The sequence below is a fragment of the Rhodococcus sp. PML026 genome (genome assembly GCF_000963615.1).
GTDB classification, from domain to species: domain Bacteria; phylum Actinomycetota; class Actinomycetes; order Mycobacteriales; family Mycobacteriaceae; genus Rhodococcoides; species Rhodococcoides fascians.
This window is the reverse complement of sequence record NZ_KQ031370.1, coordinates 74,629-99,464: the sequence shown is the minus strand read 5'-3', so window position 1 is coordinate 99,464 and position 24,836 is coordinate 74,629. Positions and strand designations below refer to the sequence as shown.

The 24,836-nt window shown below is 63.7% G+C and carries 23 protein-coding genes; 15 read left to right on the top strand and 8 right to left on the bottom strand.

The window, feature by feature from the left end; genetic code table 11:
• Positions 1-124: 124 nt before the first annotated feature.
• Together VF34_RS05045 and VF34_RS05040 are read left to right on the top strand one after the other, a co-directional pair.
• Positions 125-1,156 carry an ABC transporter permease gene (locus tag VF34_RS05045; RefSeq protein ID WP_197077432.1) on the top strand — a complete coding sequence of 344 codons (1,032 nt, stop codon included), beginning with the start codon at positions 125-127 and terminating at the stop codon, positions 1,154-1,156.
• Positions 1,153-1,836 (top strand): ABC transporter ATP-binding protein, encoded by a 684-nt coding sequence (locus VF34_RS05040; protein WP_032401344.1) that lies wholly within the window; start codon positions 1,153-1,155, stop codon positions 1,834-1,836. Before VF34_RS05045 ends, VF34_RS05040 begins: the two co-directional genes overlap by 4 nt.
• Before the next feature lie 437 nt (positions 1,837-2,273).
• Here the strand turns inward: VF34_RS05040 and VF34_RS05035 are convergent, their stop codons facing one another.
• Positions 2,274-3,215, bottom strand: coding sequence for a hypothetical protein (locus tag VF34_RS05035; RefSeq protein WP_052061716.1), 942 nt, complete (start codon positions 3,213-3,215; stop codon positions 2,274-2,276).
• A 472-nt stretch (positions 3,216-3,687) separates the two neighbouring features.
• Between VF34_RS05035 and VF34_RS05030 the strand changes: the two genes are divergently transcribed.
• The 10 genes from VF34_RS05030 (at position 3,688) to VF34_RS04985 (ending at position 12,177) form a co-directional block, all read left to right on the top strand.
• Positions 3,688-4,341 (top strand): TetR/AcrR family transcriptional regulator, encoded by a 654-nt coding sequence (locus tag VF34_RS05030; protein ID WP_230593575.1) that lies wholly within the window; start codon positions 3,688-3,690, stop codon positions 4,339-4,341.
• 5 nt (positions 4,342-4,346) lie between these two features.
• Positions 4,347-4,760: a RidA family protein gene (locus VF34_RS05025; protein WP_006898173.1), complete on the top strand. Its 414-nt coding sequence runs from the start codon at positions 4,347-4,349 to the stop codon at positions 4,758-4,760.
• 753 nt (positions 4,761-5,513) lie between these two features.
• Positions 5,514-7,670 carry an MMPL family transporter gene (locus VF34_RS05020; RefSeq protein WP_082079146.1) on the top strand — a complete coding sequence of 719 codons (2,157 nt, stop codon included), beginning with the start codon at positions 5,514-5,516 and terminating at the stop codon, positions 7,668-7,670.
• A gap of 27 nt (positions 7,671-7,697) precedes the next feature.
• Positions 7,698-7,949 carry a YgaP-like transmembrane domain gene (locus VF34_RS05015; RefSeq protein WP_032374049.1) on the top strand — a complete coding sequence of 84 codons (252 nt, stop codon included), beginning with the start codon at positions 7,698-7,700 and terminating at the stop codon, positions 7,947-7,949.
• Between the two features lie 42 nt (positions 7,950-7,991).
• Positions 7,992-8,411, top strand: coding sequence for a DUF302 domain-containing protein (locus VF34_RS05010; RefSeq protein WP_032374050.1), 420 nt, complete (start codon positions 7,992-7,994; stop codon positions 8,409-8,411).
• Entirely contained in the window at positions 8,411-9,184 is a 774-nt protein-coding gene (locus VF34_RS05005; RefSeq protein WP_032374051.1) for a sulfite exporter TauE/SafE family protein, read from the top strand. Before VF34_RS05010 ends, VF34_RS05005 begins: the two co-directional genes overlap by 1 nt.
• Before the next feature lie 79 nt (positions 9,185-9,263).
• Positions 9,264-9,533 (top strand): metal-sensitive transcriptional regulator, encoded by a 270-nt coding sequence (locus VF34_RS05000; protein ID WP_027494148.1) that lies wholly within the window; start codon positions 9,264-9,266, stop codon positions 9,531-9,533.
• A gap of 56 nt (positions 9,534-9,589) precedes the next feature.
• Positions 9,590-10,951 carry an MBL fold metallo-hydrolase gene (locus VF34_RS04995; RefSeq protein ID WP_032374052.1) on the top strand — a complete coding sequence of 454 codons (1,362 nt, stop codon included), beginning with the start codon at positions 9,590-9,592 and terminating at the stop codon, positions 10,949-10,951.
• A 73-nt stretch (positions 10,952-11,024) separates the two neighbouring features.
• A complete protein-coding gene (locus VF34_RS04990) occupies positions 11,025-11,447 on the top strand; it encodes a DUF6153 family protein (protein WP_027494146.1) in 423 nt (140 codons plus the stop codon).
• An 85-nt stretch (positions 11,448-11,532) separates the two neighbouring features.
• Entirely contained in the window at positions 11,533-12,177 is a 645-nt protein-coding gene (locus tag VF34_RS04985; protein WP_045840985.1) for a DUF305 domain-containing protein, read from the top strand.
• Positions 12,178-12,283: 106 nt separating this feature from the next.
• On the opposite strand, the gene VF34_RS04980 is transcribed toward VF34_RS04985, so the two are convergent.
• Both VF34_RS04980 and VF34_RS04970 read right to left on the bottom strand, forming a co-directional pair.
• Positions 12,284-14,479: a heavy metal translocating P-type ATPase gene (locus tag VF34_RS04980; RefSeq protein ID WP_032401336.1), complete on the bottom strand. Its 2,196-nt coding sequence runs from the start codon at positions 14,477-14,479 to the stop codon at positions 12,284-12,286.
• A 956-nt stretch (positions 14,480-15,435) separates the two neighbouring features.
• Positions 15,436-15,687, bottom strand: a complete 252-nt coding sequence (locus tag VF34_RS04970; RefSeq protein WP_032401334.1) for an SHOCT domain-containing protein — start codon at positions 15,685-15,687, stop codon at positions 15,436-15,438.
• 296 nt (positions 15,688-15,983) lie between these two features.
• Here VF34_RS04970 and VF34_RS04965 point away from each other — a divergent pair, with 296 nt between their 5' ends.
• Complete coding sequence (locus VF34_RS04965; RefSeq protein WP_230595438.1) at positions 15,984-17,279, top strand: prolipoprotein diacylglyceryl transferase family protein; 1,296 nt, start codon at positions 15,984-15,986, stop codon at positions 17,277-17,279.
• A 17-nt stretch (positions 17,280-17,296) separates the two neighbouring features.
• Positions 17,297-17,773: a rhodanese-like domain-containing protein gene (locus VF34_RS04960; protein WP_231578189.1), complete on the top strand. Its 477-nt coding sequence runs from the start codon at positions 17,297-17,299 to the stop codon at positions 17,771-17,773.
• A 670-nt stretch (positions 17,774-18,443) separates the two neighbouring features.
• Here VF34_RS04960 and VF34_RS04955 read toward each other — a convergent pair.
• From VF34_RS04955 to VF34_RS04940, 4 genes are all read right to left on the bottom strand, one after another.
• Entirely contained in the window at positions 18,444-19,406 is a 963-nt protein-coding gene (locus tag VF34_RS04955) for a M56 family metallopeptidase (RefSeq protein WP_032375712.1), read from the bottom strand.
• Entirely contained in the window at positions 19,403-19,759 is a 357-nt protein-coding gene (locus VF34_RS04950; RefSeq protein WP_032375711.1) for a BlaI/MecI/CopY family transcriptional regulator, read from the bottom strand. Before VF34_RS04950 ends, VF34_RS04955 begins: the two co-directional genes overlap by 4 nt.
• Positions 19,760-19,880: 121 nt before the next feature.
• Positions 19,881-21,380 carry a multicopper oxidase family protein gene (locus VF34_RS04945; RefSeq protein ID WP_032375791.1) on the bottom strand — a complete coding sequence of 500 codons (1,500 nt, stop codon included), beginning with the start codon at positions 21,378-21,380 and terminating at the stop codon, positions 19,881-19,883.
• A gap of 97 nt (positions 21,381-21,477) precedes the next feature.
• Positions 21,478-22,065 (bottom strand): TlpA family protein disulfide reductase, encoded by a 588-nt coding sequence (locus VF34_RS04940; protein ID WP_080733473.1) that lies wholly within the window; start codon positions 22,063-22,065, stop codon positions 21,478-21,480.
• Positions 22,066-22,561: 496 nt separating this feature from the next.
• On the opposite strand from VF34_RS04940, the gene VF34_RS24555 reads away from it, so the two are divergent.
• Positions 22,562-23,749, top strand: coding sequence for a M23 family metallopeptidase (locus VF34_RS24555; RefSeq protein ID WP_230593571.1), 1,188 nt, complete (start codon positions 22,562-22,564; stop codon positions 23,747-23,749).
• A 201-nt stretch (positions 23,750-23,950) separates the two neighbouring features.
• Here VF34_RS24555 and VF34_RS04930 read toward each other — a convergent pair whose 3' ends face one another.
• On the bottom strand, positions 23,951-24,712 hold the full coding sequence (locus VF34_RS04930) for a M23 family metallopeptidase (protein WP_176460367.1): 762 nt from the start codon (positions 24,710-24,712) through the stop codon (positions 23,951-23,953).
• Between the last annotated feature and the right edge of the window lie 124 nt (positions 24,713-24,836).

Below are 24,836 nucleotides of genomic sequence, written 5' to 3'. Positions count from 1 at the left end.
CCAGGCAGCGGCGAGAGTTGGACTCAGTCACCGGGTACTTGATCCGGTCGTCTGCAAGAAAGGCAGAAAAGACGTGTTCGTCGCTTGGAGAGACCTACGATTCGCCAAAGGGCGGTTCGCCCTGATGGGAACCGTCATCGTGCTGATCACCATGTTGGTCGGCCTGTTGTCCGGACTCACCGCAGGATTGGGCAGAGAAAGCACGTCGGCTATCACCGACCTGCCGGCTGACCATCTGACATTCTCGGCACCGACAGGGGGCAAGGCGGTGTCGTTCACCGACAGCACCGTCACCGAATCCACCTGGCAGCAGTGGGCACAAGTGGATGGAGTTCAGCGAGCCGAACCACTCGGCATCACGACCACCAAAGCCGAGGCCGGCCCGCGCAGCGCCTCGATCTCCGCGTTCGGCGTGCAGCCAGGCTCGACTCTGGCACCGGAATCGGACCGAATCCGCACCGGCAGCGCAGTACTGTCTACGTCGGCCGCCGACGAGCTCGACGTCGGAGTCGGCGAAGACTTCGTCCTCGGTGGACAGCGGCTGACGGTCGCTGGTGTCGACGGCGACGCCTCCTACAGCCACACCCCGGTGATCTACATGGACTTGCAGGCCTGGCAGACCCTGTCCGGCGGAGCGTCCGACGGCCCGCTGCGAGCGACAGTGGTCGGGTTGAGCACTGTCGCCGACGCCGACCTCCCTGCGGCCGACGAACGGATCGGCACCGACACGGTGCCCACCGCAGACGCCAAGTCCGCAGTCGGCTCCTACAGCTCGGAAAACGGCTCGCTGCAACTGATGCGCGCCTTCCTCTTCGCTATCTCTGCACTTGTCATCGGGGCGTTCTTCACCGTGTGGACCATCCAGCGCAGCGGCGACGTCGCGGTACTCAAAGCTCTCGGAGCATCCACCGCATATCTGCTTCGAGATGCGCTCGGTCAAGCCGTCGTACTGCTGACCATCGGCACCGTCGTCGGAACGGGGTTGGCCGCAGGAGTGGGCGCACTCGTCGGCGGCACCGTGCCGTTCGTGCTCGACATCGGCACCGTGGCGCTACCCGCGCTGATCATTATCGTCCTCGGCGCAGTCGGCGCCGGACTATCCATAAACCGAATCACCTCCGTTGACCCCCTCACCGCACTCTGGAGCGCACGATGAGCCTGCATCTGACCAACATCACCCTCACTTACCCCGACGGCGACGCCCGGCTGACCGCGCTGGACAGCGTCGACCTACACGTCGAGAAAGGCACGATGACTGCCGTCATCGGCCCGTCCGGCTCCGGCAAATCCAGCTTGCTCGCCGTGGCGGCCACCTTGATCACACCCGATACCGGACGCGTCGTCATCGACGGAACATCCACTGTCGCAATGACCCGCGGACAATTGACGACATTGCGGCGCACCAAGATCGGGACGGTCTTTCAACAGCCCAATCTGTTGCCGTCGTTGTCCGCCGTTGAGCAACTGCAGGTCATCGCCCACCTCGATGGGCACTCTCCCCGCGGCGCAGCAATGCACGCGCTCACGCTGCTCGACGCTGTTGGCCTCGGCGATCACGCGCACAAGAGGCCGCATCAACTCTCCGGTGGGCAACGACAGCGGGTCAATATCGCTCGAGCCTTGATGAGCAACCCCGCGGTGCTGCTGGTCGACGAACCCACCAGCGCTCTCGACCACGAGCGCGGAGCGGCGATTCTCGATCTCATCACCACTCTGACCCGCACCAACGGCACTGCGACGGTGGTGGTCACCCACGACCGCGCACATCTCTCCGACATGGACGATGTCGTGGAAATCGTCGACGGCCGGTTACTGGTCAACGCTCAGGCCAGGTGAGCCGGCTCGGCCAGTGGACACACTGTGCGTACGTCGCCGGTGTCACCGCATTCGTCATGGAAGCACCCACCGGCCGTGCGGCGAGACCACAACTGGGATGATTGAGATGGCTGATCCGTTCGAGGACGAGGTGCACATTTCCGCCGGCGCACTCGTGTCCAAACGGATCCACCCGAATGATGCGGTAGTCGGATGCGAAAGAGAAACGACGCGGTCGAACCAGTGAACGGATCGGGCGAACCCCCTGAATGTCTGTATGGGTGTCGATGACGCACCGATGGTTGGTGATGTCGGACTAATTCATCGACGTCTTCTCCCCCGAAGTTCGCGAGTCTGACGTAGGCAGAGGTGGCTGGAAAGACTGCACCTGTGGGCAACCGCACGTCTGTCTTCACGCGTCCACATCGAGATGGGGACTCGCCATGGGCAGCTGCTTGTCACTCGATGAGATCGGTCAGGGCACTACCCGTCTCTGACCCGATGAACTCGAGAAGATCCTCCAATAAGGTATCCGCACGAGCCTCGACGTCGGCGAGGGTGGAATCGATGTCTCCGAGAAGGTCGTGGGCGTTTCTGCGTGCGCGTGTTCCGCGTTCGTAGTAGCCGGGGTCGAGTACGACCGTCGATGCGGGCTCTGGTGCGATGCACGAGTCTGAGAGCTGTGTCCTCACCCGGGAGCGTGTGTGGTCAGGTGCGCGCCCGTCCAGGTGCAGTCGCACGATGTCGGCTATTGCACGCGCGGTGAGCGGGGTCATGGGCAGCGGGGTGTGGCCCCACCGGTCTATCGGAGTCAGCAGTGGCTGTTCACCGTCCGGATCAAGATACTGCTCGTATCCGGTGAGTGCAGTGCCGGCCACCGCGTCGATGGCGTCTGCGAGCATGCGGTTGCTCGGATAGCGGTCATGGTGGCCCAACACCTCGCACCAGCGTCGATACACCCGCTTTGGGGACGCGCCTGCTTCCCCGGGTTCCTGTGCGGTGCTGGTGCGGATGCCGTCGTCTGTCTCTATGCGAAGGGTATCGATCTCAAGGTCGGCGGTGATGTCGCATACCCGCAGGGCTGCAATCTGCGTGTAGGGCAGGCCGGTCGACGCCAGAGTAAGGATCAGTGCGTCTCGGCGCGCGAACAGTGCAGCTGGCCAACCGGATTCGGGCAGACTGGCGATGATGCCGCCGGTCAGGGCAGCGAGACCGTGCAGGCGTGTGGTGCGGGCTTCGTCGAGAGCAGCTCGTACGGTCTCTGCGCGTCCCGGTGGCGGTAGGGCGTGCCGGTGGTGGGCGGCGTCGATGACCGCGATACGGCGGCGTTGGGTTGCCGGCGCGGCAGGGTGAGCACGGAGGAACTGCGCGAGTGATTCTGGTGGGGCCGGTAGTGCCAAGTGATCGTGGGCGGTGCACCAGTCCTCGAACAGTGACCAGATGTGTCGATCCCGCTCCGGTAGAGCTACTTTGATGGTGTTCGACGCTCGTATCGAACGGCCGCGGACGTCGTGGTCAGCATCTGGGTCGATCCCCGTCGGCCCGCCGCTCGCTGGCCCATCCGCGTGACTGGCGGAGTGTCGATATTCAAAGTTGCAGTGTTCGGAAACGGTGACACTTCCTCCCCGGTTTGGCTGTTACAACAGTTTAGGCACCGCTCGCCCAGCCTTGGTGACGTCGAGCCGAGGTGGACGCCCCCGTAGCCCAAGCATCTTCAGATCTGCCCGCCGTCCGCCAGCGGGCGCGAAACCGTTCCGTACGAGCCCGTCCATTCGCACCGTCACGTCAATCGGAGGCTCGTTGCGGCGGTGGACGTGATCGAAGGCGGATGTTGAACCGGCTAGCCATACCGTATTGTGATACGGTATGGCTATGAGCGAAGCCGCAGTGCGCAACCGACGAGCAGGTGGCCCCAAGCGTCTCCTCGTGCTCGATCAGGTGATATCGACTATGGCGGTCCGCGGATACAGCGGCACCAGGTACGCAGATATCTCCGAGGCCTCCGGTATCGCAGTAAGCACCTTGCAGGGCTACTTCGGATCTCGCGAGGACATGTTGATCGAAGCTTTCCAACGCGCCACTTCCGTTGCCGTTGAAGCCATGCGCGAATTCACGGCGCAATTCGATGACCCATGGAAACAACTGGTGGCGATGGTGGACCGTGGCCTTGCAACGGATGTTCCGACCTGGCGGATGCTCATGGAATTCTGGACGGCAGCCGCCCACGACACCGAACTCCGGCAGCACGCCACAGCATTGGCGACCCAGTACCGAGAACCCTTCGCGGACGCTGTTCGTCGAGGAGTGGAGAGCGGTCAATTCGACCCGCGCTTCGATGTCGAGTCCATCGTCGAAGTCGCAGTGGCAAACATCGTCGGCGTGCTGTACCCAACGGTACTCGGCCACCTGCCTCTTCCTGCAACGAATTACCGCGACGTAGTCATCTCCCAGTTGGCGTACGTCCTCCAAGTCGATACCCACGAAACTTCCGGCAACCCGCCGGCGCTCGGCGATCAAGAAGGGTGACACCCATGTCCCACTCAGTCATCAACCCCAGTGAGCTCCACGACCCAATTCCCTACGGCTACAGTCACACTGCGGCAGTGCCGGCCGGTACTGGCCTAGTGTTCGTCTCCGGTCAGTACGGATCCGGAAAGGACGGCATGGTCGTCTCTGCCGACTTCGCCGGCCAAGTGAAACAAGCATTCGCCAACCTCGGCGTGGCCCTGGCTTCGCACGGGCTCGACCACAGCAACATCGTCCAACTCAGAACCTACGTCGTCGGCCCGGATTTCGAGAAGCTCGGAATCATCGGAAGTGTTGTCCATGACAGCTGCGGGGAGCTGCCACCGACACAGACCGTAATCGGTGTGTCGGGTTTGGCCATGCCCGACATCCTGTTCGAGGTCGAAGCAGTCGCTTCCTACCCAAGCGCCGAATCGTAGACGCAACCCCATTTGGGGGCCACCGGCGACGTAACCTGCCCACTCGTCGGTGTATCCGAAAACAGGGACAGGTAGTCGAGACCCGATGCCCGGATCGAACCTGGTCGAAATGCTCGATGGTAGGACCTTGAATGTGTTGTGTAAGTGCACATTCACTGTTTCAGCTTGGCGTTCATGATTCGTCTTGTTGCTCTTCGGAACGAGCGAGCAGGTAGTCGGCCCAGTCTCTGAAACTGACATCACTCGTGTCAGTTTCAGAAGTCAGCTGCACTTGTTCAGAAGTGGGTGTCATACAGCCACTGTTAAAGGTAGACCTGCAGTCCGTCTCGAGCAGTCGCGGTCTTCCTACACGAAATGCGAACGTTCCCCTTTCGCCCGCGGCGGTGAACCTTCCCATTCATCACCCTCGCATCGATGATTTATACCCCTAGGGGTACTTGCATACCCCCCTAGGTATATGCAACAGTAGGTACACCCCGCCAGGAAGGATTGCCATGTGCTACCCCGTCGCATGCCCGACATGCGGTAAGACCACCTGGGCCGGCTGCGGGCGCCACATCGACAGCGTCATGAAGAATGTCCCACGGCCGCAGCAGTGCACCTGCTCGTCGAGCGAGGCACCCGATCCAGCTAGGCGCACCGGCTTTTTTCACTCCCTGTTTCATCGCTGACACCTCACCTTTAAGTCTTCGAGGAAGCTTTTGGGCCTTCGTGGCCTTGTCATATACCCCCACCCGTATTTAGGAGAATGCTATGTCCGTTCCCGCTACCGCGGCGGCTACCGACCGACACGACCGTGACCGGCCACCTGCACCTGGCGCACTCGGCCGCCTGGGGAGCGCGATGGTCACGCGTCGCCGCTGGGTGTTCGGTATCTGGCTGATCACCCTAATCGCCCTTGGATCAGCTGCACCAACGGTGTTTTCGTCGTTGGCCGGGGCCGGCTGGCAGGCCAACGGATCCGAATCCGTCCAGGTACGCGAACTCGCCCAGCAGCATTTCGGCGGCAACTCCTCTGCAGCAGTGCAGGTCGTCGTTCACTCCGACACCGCCTCGATCGACGACCCGGCGATGCAGCAGACACTCACCGACGTCGCGGCTGTGTTCGACAGCGACACCCGCTTCGGCGAGATCGTCGCCCCCCAGCCGGGCATGACCATCAGCCCCGACCGTCACACCGGCATCCTCATCGCCGGCGCAGACGCGAGTACCGACGACATGGTCAAAGCCGTCGACGAGGTCAAAGGCGAGCTGACCGCACTGTCCGGCAACGGTATCGAGATCTACCCCACCGGGTCGTCAGCACTGTGGTCGGACTTCAACAAAGCCAACCACGACGCCATGATCCAGGCCGAATTGTTCTCCTGGCCGGTCACTTTGGCGATCATGGTGCTCGCGTTCGGCTCTCTCGTCGCCGCGGGATTGCCGCTGCTACTCACCGTCGCCGGCCTGGTCGCATCCGCAGGCGGACTTGTTCTGCTCAACGGCGTCACGCCGATCTCGGTGTGGGCGATGAACTTCGCGATGATGTTCGCCCTCGCCCTCGGAATCGACTACGCCCTGTTCATCGTCGCCAGGTTCCGCGACGCACTGCGCAACGCCGATCCACGGGCTGCGGTCGCCGAAACCATGGACACCGCAGGCAAAGCCGTGGTCCTATCCGGTCTGACGGTCCTGGTAAGCCTCTCGGCCGTCCTGCTCGTTCCCGCACCGGCGGTGCGCACCATGGCCGTCGGCATCATGCTCGCTGTCACGTTCGTGCTGATCGCCACCATGACCCTGCTCCCCGCAACCCTGGGTGCACTCGGACCCAAGGTCAACGCCGCATCCTTGCCCTACGCCAAGCGCCAGCAGCACCGCTCCCCGAAATTCGCAGCCTGGGGCGAACTACTCCACAAGCACCCCTGGCCGTTCGCTCTGGTCTCCGTCGGCATCCTCATCGCGCTGGCTCTTCCGGTCCTCGGACTGAAAGTGGCAATGCCCTCGATCTCCGTCGTCCCAGAAGACGCACCGGTTCGGCAGGGCTACGAACTCGTCCAGGCCCAGTTCGGTGACGGCGCGCCCGGCGCACTGCAGATCGTCGTGCCAGCGTCGGATGCGGCCGCGACCGCCACCGCAGCCACTACCGTCGACGGAATCTCGATGGTCACCCCGCCTCAACCTGCGTCCGATGGCTCGAACTATTCACTGCTGCAAGCACTTCCCACCGTGGACCCTTCGGACGAGAGAATGGGCGCCATCCTCGGTGACCTGCGCGCGCAGCTGCCGGAGTCGGCGTTGGTCGGCGGTGCGCCGGCGGAGAACCTCGATCTGCAGCAAGCACTGAACGACTACCTACCGCTGGTGATCGGCATCATTTTGGCGCTCGGTTTCATCCTGCTGCTCGTTGCGCTCCAAGCACCGCTGATCGCGATCCTCGGCACCGCCGTCAGTCTGCTCTCGACCGCCGCAGCGTTCGGGGTCGCGAAGCTGATCTTCCAGGACGGGCACGGTGCGTCACTGCTCGGCTTCACCCCACAAGGATTCCTCGACGGCTGGGGTCCGGTGTTCTTCTTCGCGATGATCTTCGCCATCGCCATGGACTACACCGTGTTCCTCCTCGCCACCGCGAAAGAGCACTACGAGAAGACCGGAGACCCGAAAGCCGCTCAGGTCGACGGGCTCGCGCACTCCGGCCGGGTCATCTTCGCCGCCGCCGCGGTCATGGTCGCAGTGTTCTTCACCTTCGCACTCTCCGATCCGCTCCCACCGAAAGAAATGGGCATCATCCTCGGTGTCGCAGTACTGCTCGACGCCTTCCTGATCAGACTGATCCTGCTGCCGGTCCTGCTGCGTCTGACCGGGCACGCCGCATGGTGGTCACCGGCTTGGCTACGCAAGGTGCTGCCGTCGATCAGCTTCTCGCACTGACACCCCACCGCACCGAAAGGAGCACTCATGACCGACCCCAACACCACCCACTCGTCCGCGTTCGCGGGATGGCCGATCGAACGTATCGTCCCCGCCCTCGCTGCCGGTGTCACCGCCACCGGCCTGGCCCTCGGCGAACTCCACGCACCGCAGTGGCGACTGCTCAGCGCGTTCGCTGCCGCGAACCTCGCCCTCTACGCAGCGGTCGGATGGTGCCCGGCCAGCGCACTCCTCACCAGGGTGGGCGTGCCGAGTATTCGCCGTCCCCGAATCGGGTAGGCACACATCACCGCAGTTCTACGACCGAAAGGAACTTCCCTCATGAACATCGCACTCTCGACCACCCTGACCGACACCGACTTCCACACCGCAGTCGACGCCGTCAAAGCCTCCCTCGCAGATCAGGGCTTCGGTGTTCTCACCGAAATCGACATGCAGGCCACGCTGAAGGCCAAACTCGACGAGGACATGGAGCAGTACCTCATCCTCGGTGCCTGCAATCCCACCCTCGCGCACCGCGCCGTCGGAGTCATGCGCCAGATCGGCTTGCTGCTGCCGTGCAATGTCGTCGTCCGCGCCGACACCGCCACACCCGGATCGGTCATCGTCGAAGCAATGAACCCCGACATCATGGTCCAAGCCACCGGCGAACCTGCACTCTCCGACGTCGCCGCAGAGGCCACCACCAAGCTCCAGGCCGCCATCGACGCACTCGGTGGCCAGGACACAGCCCACAGCTGATGACCCTGACGCTGGCCCTGGTCCTCGGCGTCGCCGTCGGCATCCTGCTCGGCCTCCTCGGCGGCGGCGGGTCAATCCTCGCCGTCCCGGTTCTTGTCTACGCCCTCGGAATGGACCTGTCGGAGGCGATACCGACATCGTTGCTGGTGATCGGTGTCGCCTCGGCGACCGGGGCCATCCCCAAGGTGCGGGCGAAGCTCGTCGAATGGCGACTGGCTGCGATTTTCGCCGCCACCGGTATCGTCGGCACCCTGGTCGGCAGCACCCTGGGCAAGCATCTGCCCGAGGCCGCAGTGATGATCGGCTTCGCGATCGTCATGATCATCGCCGGGGCGCGGATGCTGCGCAGCACCGACGATGTTGGAACCGCCTGCAAGACAGGAAATTCCGGGATCGACTGGCGACGATGCGCACCACGGTCCATACCGACCGGGTTCGGTGTCGGTGTTCTCACCGGACTGTTCGGCGTCGGCGGAGGATTTCTGATCATCCCCGCTCTGGTGCTGCTGCTGGGAATCGAGATGAGTGTCGCTGTCGGAACGTCGCTGGTGGTCATCGTCGCCAACTCCGCCGCCGGACTGATCGCTCAGGCCGACGGGCTCGGCGGAAACTGGGCACTGACAGCCACGTTCGCCGGTGCTGCGATCGCAGGCTCGCTGGTCGCCGGAAAACTGAGCACACGCATCGACACCGACAAGCTGCGAACGTGGTTCGCCTACCTGGTGTTCGCCGTCGCAGGCTACGTACTTGTCGACACCCTCGTTCTGTCATGACCGACTGCACACACCGAACCGATGCCCCCGGGGGTAATCTGGAACGACTACCACCATCACACACCCTCAGGAGACCGCAATGATCGGCGACGAAGACAGCATCGCATTGGTACTCAACCGTCTGCGCCGCGCACACGGCCAACTCGCCGGGGTGATCGGCATGATCGAGAACGGACGCGACTGCAAAGACGTCGTCACTCAACTCGCCGCCGTCTCCCGCGCCCTCGACAAAGCCGGATTCAAGATCGTCGCCACCGGCCTCCGCGAATGCATGACCGGCGACACCGCAGACAACAAAGAACCCATGACCGAAGCAGAACTGGAAAAACTCTTCCTCGCACTGGCCTGAACGACACATTTCACGTCAGAAACGAGGCCGACCCGACAACACCGTAGGAGTACCCCATGAGCACGACCGATCCAGATATCGCCATCATCGAAACCTCGAGCCTGGGCGACCGCAGCTATCTCATCAGCCACGACGGCGTTGCAGTGGTGATCGATCCCCAACGTGACATCGACCGCGTCCTGGCACTGGCCGCGGAGAAGAACGCCACCATCACCCACGTACTCGAAACCCACATCCACAACGACTACGTCACCGGCGGACTTGAGCTTGCACGCGCCACCGGAGCCGAATACGTTGTCCCCGAGGGAGACCCGGTCGAATACGAACGGCGCGCAGTGGGGGACGGCGATGTCGTCGACGCGGGATCGGCGACGTTTCAGGTCATGCACACCCCTGGCCATACCCATCATCACGTCAGCTACGTACTGCAACTCGGAGACGAACCGATCGCGATCTTCACCGGTGGCTCGATGCTCTACGGATCGACCGGCCGCACCGACCTGCTCGGCTCCGAGCACACCGACGAGCTCACCCACGCTCAGTTCCATTCGGTCCGTCGAATCGCCGCCGAACTGCCCGCTGATGTCGAGGTCTACCCCACCCACGGATTCGGTAGCTTCTGCTCCGCCACACCCACCAGCGGCGACTCGTCGACCATCGGTGAACAGCAACAGTCCAACCCTGCGCTGACGCAGGACGAGCAGACGTACGTCGACGAATTGATCGCAGGATTGTCGGCCTACCCCGCGTACTACGCCCACATGGGCGTCATCAACACCGAAGGTCCGGCCCCGATCGATCTGTCCACCCCAGAGCCCGTCGACCCCGACGAACTACGCAGGCGCATCGACGACGGCCAGTGGGTCGTCGACCTCCGCGCACGAACTGCCTTCGCAGCCGGGCATCTCGACGGTTCCCTCGGCTTCGAGCTGTCGACGACATTCGTCACCTACCTCGGCTGGCTCTACCAGTGGGGTGCGCCGCTGACCTTGATCGGCGACACATCCGATCAAATCGACGAGGCCACAAGGGAGTTGGCACGTATCGGCATCGACCACCCCTCCGGCTCCGCTGTCGGAGAGATTCATTCGCTCGCCAGCGACGGGCGCGTACGGTCCTACGAAGTGTCCGACTTCGCCGGACTCGCCGCAGAGGACTCGGACATTGCAGTGCTCGACACCCGTCAACAGTCCGAATACGCGGACGGCCACATCCCCGGTGCGATCAACATTCCCCTCCACGAACTGCCGCACCGACTCGCAGAAGTTCCCGACGGCAAAGTGTGGGTGCACTGCGCCTCCGGCTATCGCGCCTCGATCGCGGCCTCACTACTCGACCGGGAACATCGCAGCGTGGTGCTCATCGACGACGACTACAACCGCGCAACAGATCTCGGACTCGACACCTCGAAGACATGACGAAATGCTTCGACGACCGAACGCGACGAGACAGGCGTACCCCCAGGGGGTATATGTTGGTATCATCGGCCGCATGCACTCAGTGAATCGGCACGGTCGACGGGGCACAGCTCCGACGGCAGCTTTACTGATTGCACTGACGGTGTTCGGTGTCCTGTTGATGCATTCGGTGACACCGATGTCGATGCCCGTGACCGGCTCGATGTCCACATCGATGAGCGGCGGCCATGCCTCGTTCGCAGCACCGTCCCACACGGACGCCACGGTTCCGGTGATGACCGGGGAACATGACTGCCCGTCGGGGCACCAGATGATGCATCCCTGCGTCGGCACGACGGTGTCGTGGCCCGCGCTGACGGTCCCGGCGATGAGCGCAGCCCTCGACCTGGCGCCGACATCGGTGAACCGGATCATTGGACGGGCCGACTCCACGCTTGAGCGTGCGCCGCCGTGGACGTTATGGGAGTTGGACAGATCGGTGACCTTGCGAGTGTGACAGGGAGCCCGGCAGACGCGTGTCTGTCGGCGGATCGAACGACATCCAATTCTCTGCACTACCCACTCTTGCAAGGAGTTTCCTCATGCGTACCAAAGTCATTGCCTCGATCGCTGCTGCCGCCGCGAGCGCGTTCCTCGTCGTCGGCTGTAGCGACAACGCGGCCGATTCGTCGATGGACGGCCATGCGATGGGATCGATGTCCTCGGCACCGATGTCCTCGGCCCAAGCAAGCGCGTCCGCAGAGTTCAACGATGCCGACGTGATGTTCGCGCAGATGATGTACCCGCATCACGCCCAAGCAGTCGAGATGGCCGACATGGCGAACGGCCGCACCGACAACCCGGAGGTGCTGTCGCTGGCATCGGCGATCGCCGCCGCGCAACAGCCCGAGATGGACCAGATGACCACCTGGCTCACCGAGTGGGGCCAGCCCATGCCCGACATGGACAGGGGTGACATGGGTGACATGGGTGACATGGGCGGGATGGACCACAGCTCCGGCAGCGGCATGATGACCGCTCAGGACATGGACGCGTTGATGGCAGCGTCGGGACCGGAATTCGACCGCCAGTGGTTGACGATGATGATCGCCCACCACACCGGCGCCATCGAGATGGCCAACACCGAAATCGCAGACGGTTCCAATCCTGACGCCCTGGAGATGGCCCGCAGCATCGTCGCCACCCAGCAGCAGGAAATCGACACCATGCAGCGGCTGCTCGGCTGACCCGGCCCGCTATAGACAACGATGGCCGCATCCTCTCCGGCGGAGAAGGTGCGGCCATCAACGTTCCACAATTGTCAGGGCTGCGTTCCCGGTACGAGATCAGCTCTCACAGTGACGGTGTGCGCTGCGACGGAGGGTTGGAACTCCCCTCGTTCACCGCTCCGGTGATGGTGTCGGGTGTGAGGTCGAGTCGACGCAGTAATTGTGCGTTCGCAGCGACGATGATCGTCGACAGCGACATCAGGATCGCGCCGATCGACATCGGCAGCACGAACCCGACCGGCGCGAGCACTCCTGCCGCGAGCGGAACCGAGATGAGGTTGTATCCCGCTGCCCACCAGAGGTTTTGCTTCATCTTTCGGTACGAGGCGCGCGAGAGTTCGATCACCGACAACACCGACCTCGGGTCGTCGCTGGCGAGGATCACTCCGGCCGATGCGATTGCGACGTCGGTGCCGGCCCCGATCGCGATACCGACATCGGCCTGCGCCAGAGCCGGGGCGTCGTTGACTCCGTCGCCGACCATCGCCACCGTACGGCCTTCGCTCTGGAGTTCAGCGACGTTGTGCGACTTGTCTTCCGGTTTCACCCCGGCGAAGTAGCGGTCCACACCGAGCTCGGTGGCGACGGACTTCGCGACGGCGTCGGCATCACCGGTGATCATCACGACCGCGATTCCTCGCGCGTGCAGCGCGTCTACCGCAGTGCGTGACTCGGACCGGATCTCATCGGCGAGCGCGAGGGCACCGATCACGGCCCCGTCGGCGAGGACGTGCAGGATGATCGCCCCGTCCCCGCGCCACCGGTCGGCGACAGCGAGTTCGGATCCGTGTTCCTGCTCGAGCAGTGCCGGCCCGCCGACCTGGATCCGGACGCCGTCGACGTCGGCTGCGACCCCGACGGCGGGGGACGACTGAAAGCCGGCTGCAGCCGGGACCGTCAGGTTCCGCGCGCGTGCGGCCTCGACGATGGCACGGGCGAGTGGATGTTCGGAATCTGCTTCTGCGGCAGCGGCCAGCGCGAGAACGTTGTCGGCGGTGCGCCCGCCGGTCACCTCGACTGCGGTGACGGTGGGTTCACCCTTGGTGAGGGTCCCGGTCTTGTCGAACAGCACGGTGTCCACCGTGCGCATGGTTTCGAGTGCGAGCCGGTCCTTGACCAGAACACCGCCGCGGGCGGCGCGTTCGGTGGCGATGGAGACCACCAGCGGAATCGCCAGTCCGAGTGCGTGCGGGCAGGCGATGACCAGCACGGTGATGGTGCGGATGACGGCGTCGTCGGGCATCCCGACCAGAGTCCACACCGCAGCGGTGATGATCGCGGCACCGAGAGCGAACCAGAACAGCCAGCCAGCGGCGGTGTCCGCGATGCGCTGAGCGCGCGAGGTCGAGTTCTGGGCGTCGGCGACCAAGCGGCCGATGCCGGCGAGGGCGGTGTCCTCCCCTACTGCAGTGACCTGGACGCGCAGACCTGAGTCGGTGGCGACAGTGCCGGCGACGACTTGATCGCCGTCGCTGCGGCGGACGGTGCGTGATTCCCCGGTGATCATCGATTCGTCCATGCTCGCCGATCCGGAGACGATGGTGCCGTCCGCCGGTACGCGGCCGCCGGGGCGGACGACAACGACATCACCGAGCTGCAGCTCGGACGGGGGCACCGGCACCACATCGTCGCCCTCGACGCGTTCGGCGACATCCGGGAGCAACGCCGCCAACGAGTCCAGAGCGGAGGTGGTCTGGGCGAGTGATCTCATCTCGATCCAGTGCCCGAGCAGCATGATCACGATCAGCAGGGCCAGTTCCCACCAGAAGTCGAGCTGATGATCGAGCAGGCCGAGGCTCGCTCCCATCGACGCAATGAATGCGACGGTAATCGCCAGGGCGATGAGCAGCATCATTCCCGGTGCACGGGAACGGATTTCGCTGACTGCTCCGGAGAGGAACGGAGACCCGCCCCAGGCGTACATCACCGTTCCGAACACCGGAGAGACCCAGGCAATCCACGCTGCGTCGGGCAATGAGTAGCCGAGGAGCATCGCGAACATGTTCGAGGCAACGATCACCGGAACGGCAAGGACCAGCATGACCCAGAACAGGCGACGAAACATACCGACGTGATCACCGTGACCGGTGTGCCCGCCGTGCTCTGCGTTGTGCCCGCCGGTGTCGTGGTCCGACTGCGGAGTCGCCTTCTCTGCCCCGTCCGTGTGCATTTCGGGTCCTTCTTCATGCCCGCTGTGCTGCAGTCTGTTCGGCGGATCCGTCCGCGCGGAGTCGACGTCGGAGTGTGTGTGATCGTTCATCGTGCAGTCCTCTCATCCATCGAGTTCGATATCCATTCATCCCATGAACTCGTGGGTTCTGGTTCGGCTGTGTATTCGGCGTCGAGGGCGACAATGATCTGCGCCTGGACGAGCGCGGCTGCACTGGTGACCGTGAATGTCCCTGCCGCCGCCGATAACGCGACAGTGTCCATTCCGATCACGGCGTTGACGTCGTTGCGGACCGACGGCTCACAGTGGCCGTACATCAATACCGGCGTAACTGACAGTGCGTGATGATCATGCGTAGCTTTCGACATCTCGGACAACATATACCCCATAGGGGTATATGTTGATCAAGTCGAACCATACCCCTTCCTGATCCCATTGGGAAGAACCGTCAGGGTGTTGTCAACGCGTGAGCGCCAGTCGGCTGGCCACCAGGTGCACCCGCGGTCGCTGTCATGCTCACGGACGGGCATGGATGTCGATACCGATTCGGTCAAGGGGCGCATGCATCCGCGGCACAGCTGAGCCTTACAGCGACGGGCGTACCTGCACACGCGCGTGGATCATCGGCGTTCGCTGCGATTTCCGTTACGAGTCTTCTCACCGACTGGAGGCAGGGCAGGGCGAATTACGCCGTGTCACGGCGCGCATGGCGAGCCCGCGTGTCGACTCTCGAAGATCGCGGAACTGCTCGTTCGGTCGATCGCTGACGCCGCAGATCGGACGGTGGAGCGATACTGTCTCGTTCACCATGGGGCTGCGGCGCCGCCGATGTAGCGTTGAGTAAGTCGTAGATGGGTGTATCACTCACGTTCGGTTCCACTTTCGATCTGATCGTTTCGGTGCGCCTTCGAACGCGCCGACAGTTGCCGCTCACCGGCCCCGGGCGAGCCCTGCCCTACCGGCCAGCCGGCGCGCACCGACATATCCAGTCCGCAAACTCGGTCACATGCGGTGAAAATGCCTGCCCGTCACACCGCAGTTGCTCTTTACCGAGTGTCGGCACGCTTGCGCAGCGCAGCGGTCGCCAATTCTGCGACCGCTGCGCGATAGAAATCTCGATCTATCTCCCCGGCCGCGAATCTACGATCGAGGATTTCCTGCGCGTCCTCCCCCGATTGCGGGCGAGCGGACATCAGCCGAACCGCACCCCAGATCAACAGAGCGATCACGACCAGCCAGAACGCGGCCATTCCTGCCATCATCGTCCATCCGCCACTCATGGTGCCCATATTCATCATTGCTGCTCCTCACTCTCGCACCAGCCACCTGCTGACCTGCGGAGTGTGGTCATCCCGCAGCTCCTACTATAACGCTTAGTAGTTCAGCTACTATCGAGCATAGTAGTTGACTGCTGTCGAGACGCCGTCGCCCGGACAGGCGATGATGGAGGCAACCTGTGGGAAAGAAATCCAGCAAGTCGCGATCGAAAGCGCACAAACGACGAACCACGGCGACACGATCCGGGGGCGGCCCACCGGCTCCCCACCCCGGTGCCATACGTACTGAGCCCCAGCCAAGGCATCCCCTCTCAGCGGTGGCCCCACATTCTGCGGTCAGCGTCGCCGCCGCCGATTATCTTCGAAGCAGGGGCCACTCGCCCGGCAGCGGTGCACTCCATCCCACTGTCGCCCGGGCTTTCGCGCCGGACTCCACTACCCCACCGCGAGCGTCGGCCCAGGCCGCAGAACCGACGATCGATACTGCAGCGCCGCCGGAGCGCCCACGTGCCCGCACGCCTGAAGCTGTTGCGCCCGCACCGCAGAGTTACGCACCCAAGCGCTCACCAGCCACCAGTTGTACCGATGAGATTTCCCAGGTCGAGCCGCTGGGGCTTGCGGTGACGTACTGGGGTGTCGGCGGGGCCGATGCCGAGCCCAGCCACGACGTGGCGATTCGCTTCACTGGATCGCGGGTGGAAGTCGAGGGCCATGCATCGACCGAGAAGGTCGGTTTCGATCGGACTCTGGTCGTGAAATCACGTCCTGCCGCTGGAGGCCGGTTCGCCGCGACCACCCGTATTCAGGGCATTGCCAGCGGGGAGTGGGAGGTGAGTGCGCGACGCATCGACGGGGGCGCAGACAGTAGCGAACGGCAGCAGAACTCTGTGCTCACCGCGCGCACTGCGCTACTGACATACGGTCCCGCTGTGCGGGTGTGGAGTTGGCCGGCGTTGGTAGCCGCGGGAGCGGTGGTTGCATTGATTGTTCAGGGATTCCTGCTCTCACGCATGGATGCCAATGTTGCTGCTGCTGTTGCAATTTCAGCTCTGAGTTGCGTTTTGGGATATATCGGTGCCAAGGTTTGGTACTTGATCTTGCACCGTCGACCGATATCTACTTTCATCCGCGCAGGAGCGTGCATACAAGGCTTCCTCCTCGTTTCGCTCGGCACCTTGGTCATCGGCGGAGCACTCGGGGGTATGGACGTCGGCGCAGTCCTGGATGCAACCACCCCGGGATTGTTTCTCGGCATGGCGATCGGTCGTCCGGGATGCTTCTTGGCGGGCTGCTGTTCGGGGCGTCCGACTCGATCTCGGTGGGGCCTGTTTTCGTCCGATCGCACCCTGGCGACGAGGAGGATTCCGGTTCAGCTCTACGAGGCCGCTGCAGCCCTGTTGATCGCGGGAGTTGCGCTCGCCGCGGTACTTCAGGTCGACCTTCCCGTCGGAGGGCTGGTCTTCCTGGGGAGTATTGCCGCATACACATTGGTCCGGCAAGGCCTGTTTCTGTTTCGAGTGGACGCGCACACTCGTCGAGGCCGACTCACTGTCTCGCTCATCTGCTGCGCGGTCCTCATCGGCGTCCTCGCAGCGTCGCAGGTGCTCTCGTGATCACCGAACGTATTTTTATGCGTGTGCCTTTCGGTGATCACCTCGATGCGATGGCACCGCATTCGGTGTCCCGATCGACGCTCCGTAGTCCGGCATCGATACTGACTGTCCTCGTCCTTGCACTCGCTGGATGTACCGGCGGCGAGGTCTCTGAGCCCACCGCGTCGATGCCCGTTGCTACACGGGCGGAACTGCTCGATCCCGCTGACTTCGCCGCCGCAATCGCCGATCCCGCCCGAGTCACGATCAACGTCCATACCCCCGACGAGGGCCAGCTCCCGGGAACCGACTCGAGCCTTCCCTTCGACCAGATCCGACAACAGGCCGCGACGTTGCCGCCCGACCGGACCACGCCGCTGGCGATCTACTGCCGTACCGGGACAATGAGCGCCACCGCTGCGAAAGAACTGGCCTCTCTCGGCTACACCGATGTCGTCGAACTACAAGGCGGCATGCTCGCGTGGCGAAACACCGGACGAACCATCGGAGAATGATCACGCACGTTCCGCACCACCGCCCCCGAAGGTCGAGCACCAGAACCGATCCGGTGAAATCGAATGCCGAGATCGTCTTGGTCAGGGTTTACCAGGTCGGGACCGGACACTTCGCCGATGGTCCCGCTACTGCCGGGAAGTGAACCTATCGGTTTGCCAGCGGGCGCAAACGACGTCGAACGGGCCCCGGCCTGTACCGGCGAATCAGAACCTCGCCCGCTGTCACCCTCAGTGCTACCAGCGCAGGCGTGCCCTCGCCCCAGGTTGCCTTCTCCTCGGCGGTGGTTCGGCTCCGTCGGCCGACTCGCTCACGATCGACAACGTATGGACGTGCTGGCAGCGCGCGATGTCAGGCGAAGAACGAGACGGCCGGTCGTCGGAAGACGCGGGCGGCCCCTACACCGAGGCGTACAAGCGTGAGCGCCGCCGTCAAGGTCGGGGTTGGGTGGTCCTGATGGCGGGTGTCGTGATCGGTGCGACCCACGTCGTAATTCATCTCGGGCAGCTTCGGTTTCTTCCGAGCGCCGGATGGCAGGATCTCGCGGTCGGCTATCCGATGGCGATGGTCCTCGCGCTCGTCGGTCTCATGATGATCGCTTCCCGCACCCGAAAGCCGAGGGGCGAGTATTGCGGACTCGCTCCCGTGATCTGTAGTGCCGCGCGGGGCATTTCATCCCACCGCGCAGGATGCCAACGTCATGGCCCCCAGCAGGGCCACTACTGGTAACGCAGGCAGGGCAACGGCGGTGCACGCTACGAACGCCCGCGCCCACCGGAGGGGAGCATGCGGGATCACTCGGTCCACGGCGAGACGATCGAGCCGCACAACGGTGGCATCGGAAACCATACCGAGGGCGGGCAGAGGAACAGGGTGCGGGCGCAGCGAAGTCAGAGCGCGCCGCACGGGGTCTCGTCCGTGCGAGCGGGCTGCGCGGGCGTCCGCGTCGAGTTCGACCAGAGCGCGCACGAGCGAAGGTGACGCTCGCATGATCGGTAGCCACGGAAACGCATAGGCCACCGACTCGGCAATGCCTACGAGCAGATGATGCCGGCCATCGATGTGTGCACGTTCGTGTGCGAGGACCGCCTCGACTTCAGCAGGCGTCAACTGCGTACGCAGCCCCTCGCTGGCCACGACCATCGCCGGTCGTCCCGCGACGCTGTACGCGAGAGGACTGTCCAACGGAAGCCACAAGGTCGACGCGGGTTGATTCGAACCGGAAAACCCGACGCCTCCAGCGATGATGCGCAGCAGATCGATGTGCCGCTCGTACACTCGCCGTCGCTCACACACTGCGCGCCTCAGGTGGACGATCCAGCGGACTGCGCCGCAGCCCAACATCGCAATCCCGACAACCCCGACGATGGCCTCGACGCGGGCAGGTATGTCGCCCTGAAGGGCGAGCCAGCATTGGTGTGCGATGTCGACCAGGGTCGTCACGCCCCCATGACTGGGGATCGCACTGAGCACGACCGGTACCGCAATGCTGACCAAGGTGCCCACAACGAGCGCCGACCACGTCAAGAGCGTGACGTGCGCATCGATACCTCTGTCGATCATCGACCTCATCAGCAATGGCGCGGCAGCCGCAACCAACAGCCCACCGAGGGCCCACAGGAGTACGGCAGTCACCTCTGACGCTCTTTCAGACCGCGGGTGAGCACCTTCGATTCGTCATCGGAAGCGCCGCGGGCGAAGTGCAGCAGCACGCTCGTCGGGTCGCCGGTCGATTCGAGAAGTATTCGCAAGGCGTCGGAGGCGGCTTCTTCCCTGCTTCGGGTGGCTTCGTACCAATATGCCCGTCCGTTGCGTTGTCGGTGTACCCAGCCTTTACGGTGCAAATTGTCGAGCACCGTCTGAATCGTGGTGTACGCCGGTTCTCGACCGTCCTCGAGTTGATCGATGACATCACGAACCCGGACTGCGGCGCTGGTATTCCACACCACGTCCATCACCAGAGCTTCGAGCTCTCCCAAACCCTGCATGAGTGCCTCCTAGGCGCGTGTTCACTCTATCCCGTCGAACGAGCCAGCTACGTGATCCTTCGGTAGCGAGCACCCTGGTCCGAGAGGTTTGCATGCCTCGAATACGAATGCGGCCGTAGGCTCACGCCAGGTAGGACACCGATGTCATCATTCCCGCTTCCCCGTGATAGAGGTTGTGGCAGTGCAGAAGCCACTGGCCGGGATTGTCGGTGTCGAAGTCGACTTCGACAGTTTGGTTCGGCAAGACCAGCGAGGTGTCCTTCCGGGGGCCTGATCCGGCACCGTTGACAACCTCGAAGGTGTGTCCGTGCAGATGCATGGGATGAAACATCGTGGTGGCGTTGACGAAGCGAAGTCGTACTCTTTCGCCTTCGCGAACGTCGAGGGGGGTGTGCTGCTCGTACGTCTCACCGTTGAGCGTCCAGGTGTACCCGCCCATCTCCATCCCGAGAGCGATGTCGTACGTGCGATCCGGCTCGCGTGCGGACAAGCGGACCGTATCGAGCGACATCAGTTGATCAGCCATCACCGGGGCTGCAGAGAGTTCGGCAGGCCGGACTGAGGACTGCGGCGCGGCGCCTGGCCCGGTACGCAACACAGCGAACCCGCTCCCGTCCTTACCTTCCGCGGCGGCGACAATCGGAAACGCCCCGTCCTGCAAGGTGATGATTGCGTCGTAACGCTCTCCCATCCCTATCAACAAGCATTGCGCCTGCTCGGGCTGAACCGGAAATCCGTCGCTGTGAGTAACAGTGAGAGGATGCCCCCCCACTGCGAAACGGAAGGCCGTGTCGGCAGCTGCGTTGATGATGCGCAGGCGCAGCCGCTGGCCCGGCCGTCCGCCGAGCACGATGGGGTCGGCGGCGATCTTGCCGTTGATCAGGTAGTACGGGTAGCTCACGTCGCCGGTGTCGCCACCGAGAGGCGACTGGGCGGTGGGCGCGCTCATCGACATGCCGCCCATCGACATGCCCTCGCTGCGCAGCCGTTCGAGTTCTCGATCGGGGTCGCCGGCTACCCCGTCGAGCCAGTCGTCCAGGACCAGGACGGCTTCGAGGTCGTAGTCCGAGCCGTCGGCGGGGTCCTCGACGATCAGCGGTGCATACAGTCCTCTGTCGAGTTGGGTACCGACGTGAGGGTGAAAGAAGTACGTGCCCGCGTCGGGCACGGTGAAGTCGTAGCCGAACGAGTCACCGGAAGCCACAGCCGGCTGAGTCAGGCCCGGCACTCCGTCCATGTCGTTGCGCAAGGCGATTCCGTGCCAATGGATCGTCGTCTCCTGCTCGAGGCGGTTGTCGAGCTGTGCGCGCAACACATCACCTCGGCTCAGGCGAATCTCGGCACCGGGGAGTCTGTCGCCGAAAGTCCAGGTCTGTACCTGCACTCCGCCGAGGTCGATCGTGCTCGACTGAGCTCTCAAGGAAATATCGACTTGTCTGCCGACGGCCGAGCGCCGCGCGTCCTCGGCCTGTCCCACCACATCGGAGTCCGGTCCGACAACTGTCGCTGCGGACGAGCCATTGCCGCATGCCGCCAACACGACGGCACTCGTTCCGGCCGCGCTCAGCGCGAGAAAGTTGCGGCGCGTGAGCGAGAACGCACCTGCCCGCTGCCTGGTCATACACATCTCCCAATTCTGTAGAAGTCCGTCCGCCGGCGGGCGTTCGATCCTCGCCGCGTTGCTGGTGCTGGTGCTCGTGCTCGTGCTCGTGCTGAGATCAGCGCACAAGCGCTGTTACCGCCTCCCGCACCTGACTCGGGTCGTAGAACACCGGCGTCGAGGTGATGCGCTCGATCGTTCCATCGCTCTGGACCAAGAAACTCAGGGGCAGGACAGGGGGCGCGTCAAGTGTCTGCAACGCCGCGTCGGCCTGATCGAACGAGGGATAGTGCACTCCCAGCTCGGTGAGCAGGCTCAATGCCGCATCGGCATCGTCTTGGACGTTGAGACCGACGACCCGAACCGCATCCGGTTCTGCGGCGTACTGGGCCAGAACCGGAATCTCCTGTCTACACGGACCGCACCACGACGCCCAGACATTGAGCAATGTGGGTTGCCCAGCCAGGGAGGTCCCCAGATCGGATAAGTCCGACGTTCCCAAGCATCGTGCGGACGTACCGACGAGCTCGCCAGTTACGGGGGACGGAACCGGCGACGAGGTCGGGCACGGCTCGAGGGCAGCACGGGTAGCGATCACTGCCGACGGGAGATCCTCGTCCTCGACGTGAGGTGCCGATCCTGCGGACCCCACCGACTGGGTCGAGGGATCTCGAGACCACAATGCCAGCGCTCCAACAACTGTCACGATGACGATGATCGCAAGTAGGGACCAGCGTGTCGTCACCCGCTGCACCCTGCACCTCTGTCTCGTTCACCTCGACGATGTCTTCCGGTCTGTCAGCGTCATACTACACGATCTACTATCTTCGATAGTAGCAACGTGGATCCTGCACGCCGTCAACGCTTTCGCGGCCCCTTCACCCTCGGGCCTCACAGTGCCAGCACACAGCTCTCCGGCCGTTCGCCGAAGACGACCGTCCCCATCGAGGCGCACGATGAAGGCCGTCCAGCGACGCCGAGTCCTTCTGGCGCAGAAGATATTACGTACATGAACTTCGGCTCCCGAGAAACAACCCGACGATCGAAATGGGTCGCAGGGTGCGAATGTTACCGATGTAATTCACTGTGACTGATGGTGCTTGTGCGGAAAGGGTGTAATAGTGATGCGGCGTGTCGCCTTGACTCGAAGGCGACCTGAATTACTGCCAGGTATGCAGTTGCCGTCCAGGAGGACCACCGACATGAGACCTCTGCCCTCGTCCTCGTACATGGCGCACCGAACTCGGTGGGGTACTCGCATCCTCGTCGGTACCGCGTTCGTGGGAGGCATCCTCGCGCTGGCACCCACGGCGTCTGCAGCCCCGGACGCCGATCCGGCTGCGCCGCCGCCTGCCTTCCCCGCGCAGGCCCAATCGGACCCGCACGTCCAACAGGAGGTCCTCGATCTCGTCGTCGGCGCACTACGCGAGATTCGCGCCAACGGCGCTCTCGACGACCTGGCCGGCCCACAGAGCCGCATCGTCTCCTGCCTCGTGGGCACGATCGGAGCCACCGATACAGCTGACGGACCAACGGGAGCCCTTTCGCGACTGATCCCCTGTCTCGCGCCGATCGACGACATCGACCCCACAGTTCTCCCCCGACTGGTGTCGTCGATGGACGTCGCCACACTTGCATCCACACTCGCGGCCGCCGAGACTCCCCACGATCCGGCCACCCCGCACACCTCGTCGCGCGGACATGCGGCGGTCCCACCCGGCAGGTCGAACGCCGAGCCCTCGACCGAACAACCGACCGCCCAAGGCACCCAGGACACTCAGGACACTCAGGACACTCAGGACCCCGAGTCGGCCGCCGACCCGTCGACGCCCGAACTGCCCGCGCTCGAACCCGACGCCACTGTGCCTGAAACGTCGGCACCCGGCACGTCATCTGAAACAACGACACCCGAAACCACGACACCCGAGGCGGGCGATCATCCGTCGGCCGCCCCGCAATCCCCTACCGGCACAACAGGGTCGAGCAACGGAAAGTATCGTGCGCCGACAACAGGAACGTTGACCTCGACCTTCGGCGACGGCCGCGCCCATCAAGGAATCGACATCGCCAACTCCACCGGTACACCGATCGTCGCCGTTGCGGACGGCGACGTGATCAGCGCAGGACCGGCCCAGGGCTTCGGACTCTGGGTGCGCATACGCCACGATGACGGCACCGTAACGACCTACGGGCACAACAACGACAACCTCGTGACCGTAGGTCAACGCGTCACTGCTGGTGAAGAAATTGCGACGGTAGGAAACCGGGGTATCTCCACCGGTCCACATCTGCACTTCGAGGTCGACACACCCGCCGGCAACAAGGTCGACCCCAGACTTTGGCTCGCGGAACGCGGAGCCACCATCACCGGTTCGGACCGTGACTCGTAGTCGAGCCTCGACCGCACGGCCCGCCGATGGGAACGAATTCCGGACTGTTGCACTGACTTCGGATGCGTCTCTGCGGTCTCGTTTTCACCATCAGACCTGAACCCTCGGTGCCTCGACATGTTCAGCGGGCGCGCAGTACGATCGCCCGCATTCCGGTAAGTTCGCCGTACCTACTGCGAGCCCGAGAGGTGAAACGGGGGCCTACGACCGAACAGCCGCGTCGGACAGCGCGACACCCCGAGAGGCGAGCCACTCCTGAGGATCGACCTTGCTCCCCGCCGCGTCGACGACCTCGAAATGCAGGTGAGGCCCGGTCGATTGGCCACGATTGCCGACAGTGGCGATCTGCTCACCGGCTTGCACTCGTTGCCCCACGGTCACCAAGGTTTGATCGATGTGCCCGTAGACCGTTGTCGTTCCATCGTCATGCTGAAGACGTACCCAGAGGCCGAAACCGTCTGCAGGACCGGAGTCGAGCACGGTAGCGTCGGCTGCCGCGTAGACGGGAGTTCCGATAGCGTTGGCGATGTCGAGCCCGGTGTGCGTAGTCCCCCATCGTGGACCGAAATCCGAGGTCAGGGTCCCGGCGACCGGACGAACGAACAGTGGTCGCAGCGCCGCTGCATCACGCGCAGCGCTCTCCTCTGCCCTTCGTTGCCCCTTCGCCAACTGCTCGATCGCATCGTTGATATTGGAGATCTCCGGTATGGCGAGGATCTGAGGCAAGTATTCGGCCACCGGGTCCTGCATCGGTGTCGCTTCGTGCACGGGGACTGCCTGCGCCTGGGCGGGACTCGCATATTGGGCACCCGCCGTGACCAGAGCGCCCGCTGCCACCGCAATACCGACAGCGACACTGCCGCGGCGCTCGGTGGCGCGCGCCCGAGCGCGATGCCGCCCTCTCGGCGTCACCGCCACTCCCGGCACGTCACAGTCCGACAACTGTCGACGTCGGTCGGTCATGCGGGTCATACGGTGTTGTGCCACAGCAGAGTCCTCGGTAATCGAATGGAGCGAGGCGTAATCATCGACGTGCGCACCTCACTGATGTATCGAACGGATCACGACGCGATAACGAAAAGATACA

Bases quoted from the DNA above. Each gene is read 5' to 3' on its own strand.
- VF34_RS05045 (WP_197077432.1), top strand. From the start codon at position 125: ATGGGAACCGTCATCGTGCTGATCACCATGTTGGTCGGCCTGTTGTCC.
- VF34_RS05040 (WP_032401344.1), top strand. From the start codon at position 1,153: ATGAGCCTGCATCTGACCAACATCACCCTCACTTACCCCGACGGCGAC.
- VF34_RS05030 (WP_230593575.1), top strand. From the start codon at position 3,688: ATGAGCGAAGCCGCAGTGCGCAACCGACGAGCAGGTGGCCCCAAGCGT.
- VF34_RS05025 (WP_006898173.1), top strand. From the start codon at position 4,347: ATGTCCCACTCAGTCATCAACCCCAGTGAGCTCCACGACCCAATTCCC.
- VF34_RS05020 (WP_082079146.1), top strand. From the start codon at position 5,514: ATGTCCGTTCCCGCTACCGCGGCGGCTACCGACCGACACGACCGTGAC.
- VF34_RS05015 (WP_032374049.1), top strand. From the start codon at position 7,698: ATGACCGACCCCAACACCACCCACTCGTCCGCGTTCGCGGGATGGCCG.
- VF34_RS05010 (WP_032374050.1), top strand. From the start codon at position 7,992: ATGAACATCGCACTCTCGACCACCCTGACCGACACCGACTTCCACACC.
- VF34_RS05005 (WP_032374051.1), top strand. From the start codon at position 8,411: ATGACCCTGACGCTGGCCCTGGTCCTCGGCGTCGCCGTCGGCATCCTG.
- VF34_RS05000 (WP_027494148.1), top strand. From the start codon at position 9,264: ATGATCGGCGACGAAGACAGCATCGCATTGGTACTCAACCGTCTGCGC.
- VF34_RS04995 (WP_032374052.1), top strand. From the start codon at position 9,590: ATGAGCACGACCGATCCAGATATCGCCATCATCGAAACCTCGAGCCTG.
- VF34_RS04990 (WP_027494146.1), top strand. From the start codon at position 11,025: ATGCACTCAGTGAATCGGCACGGTCGACGGGGCACAGCTCCGACGGCA.
- VF34_RS04985 (WP_045840985.1), top strand. From the start codon at position 11,533: ATGCGTACCAAAGTCATTGCCTCGATCGCTGCTGCCGCCGCGAGCGCG.
- VF34_RS04980 (WP_032401336.1), bottom strand. From the start codon at position 14,479: ATGAACGATCACACACACTCCGACGTCGACTCCGCGCGGACGGATCCG.
- VF34_RS04970 (WP_032401334.1), bottom strand. From the start codon at position 15,687: ATGATGAATATGGGCACCATGAGTGGCGGATGGACGATGATGGCAGGA.
- VF34_RS04960 (WP_231578189.1), top strand. From the start codon at position 17,297: ATGCGTGTGCCTTTCGGTGATCACCTCGATGCGATGGCACCGCATTCG.
- VF34_RS04950 (WP_032375711.1), bottom strand. From the start codon at position 19,759: ATGCAGGGTTTGGGAGAGCTCGAAGCTCTGGTGATGGACGTGGTGTGG.
- VF34_RS04945 (WP_032375791.1), bottom strand. From the start codon at position 21,380: ATGACCAGGCAGCGGGCAGGTGCGTTCTCGCTCACGCGCCGCAACTTT.
- VF34_RS24555 (WP_230593571.1), top strand. From the start codon at position 22,562: ATGAGACCTCTGCCCTCGTCCTCGTACATGGCGCACCGAACTCGGTGG.
- VF34_RS04930 (WP_176460367.1), bottom strand. From the start codon at position 24,712: ATGACCGACCGACGTCGACAGTTGTCGGACTGTGACGTGCCGGGAGTG.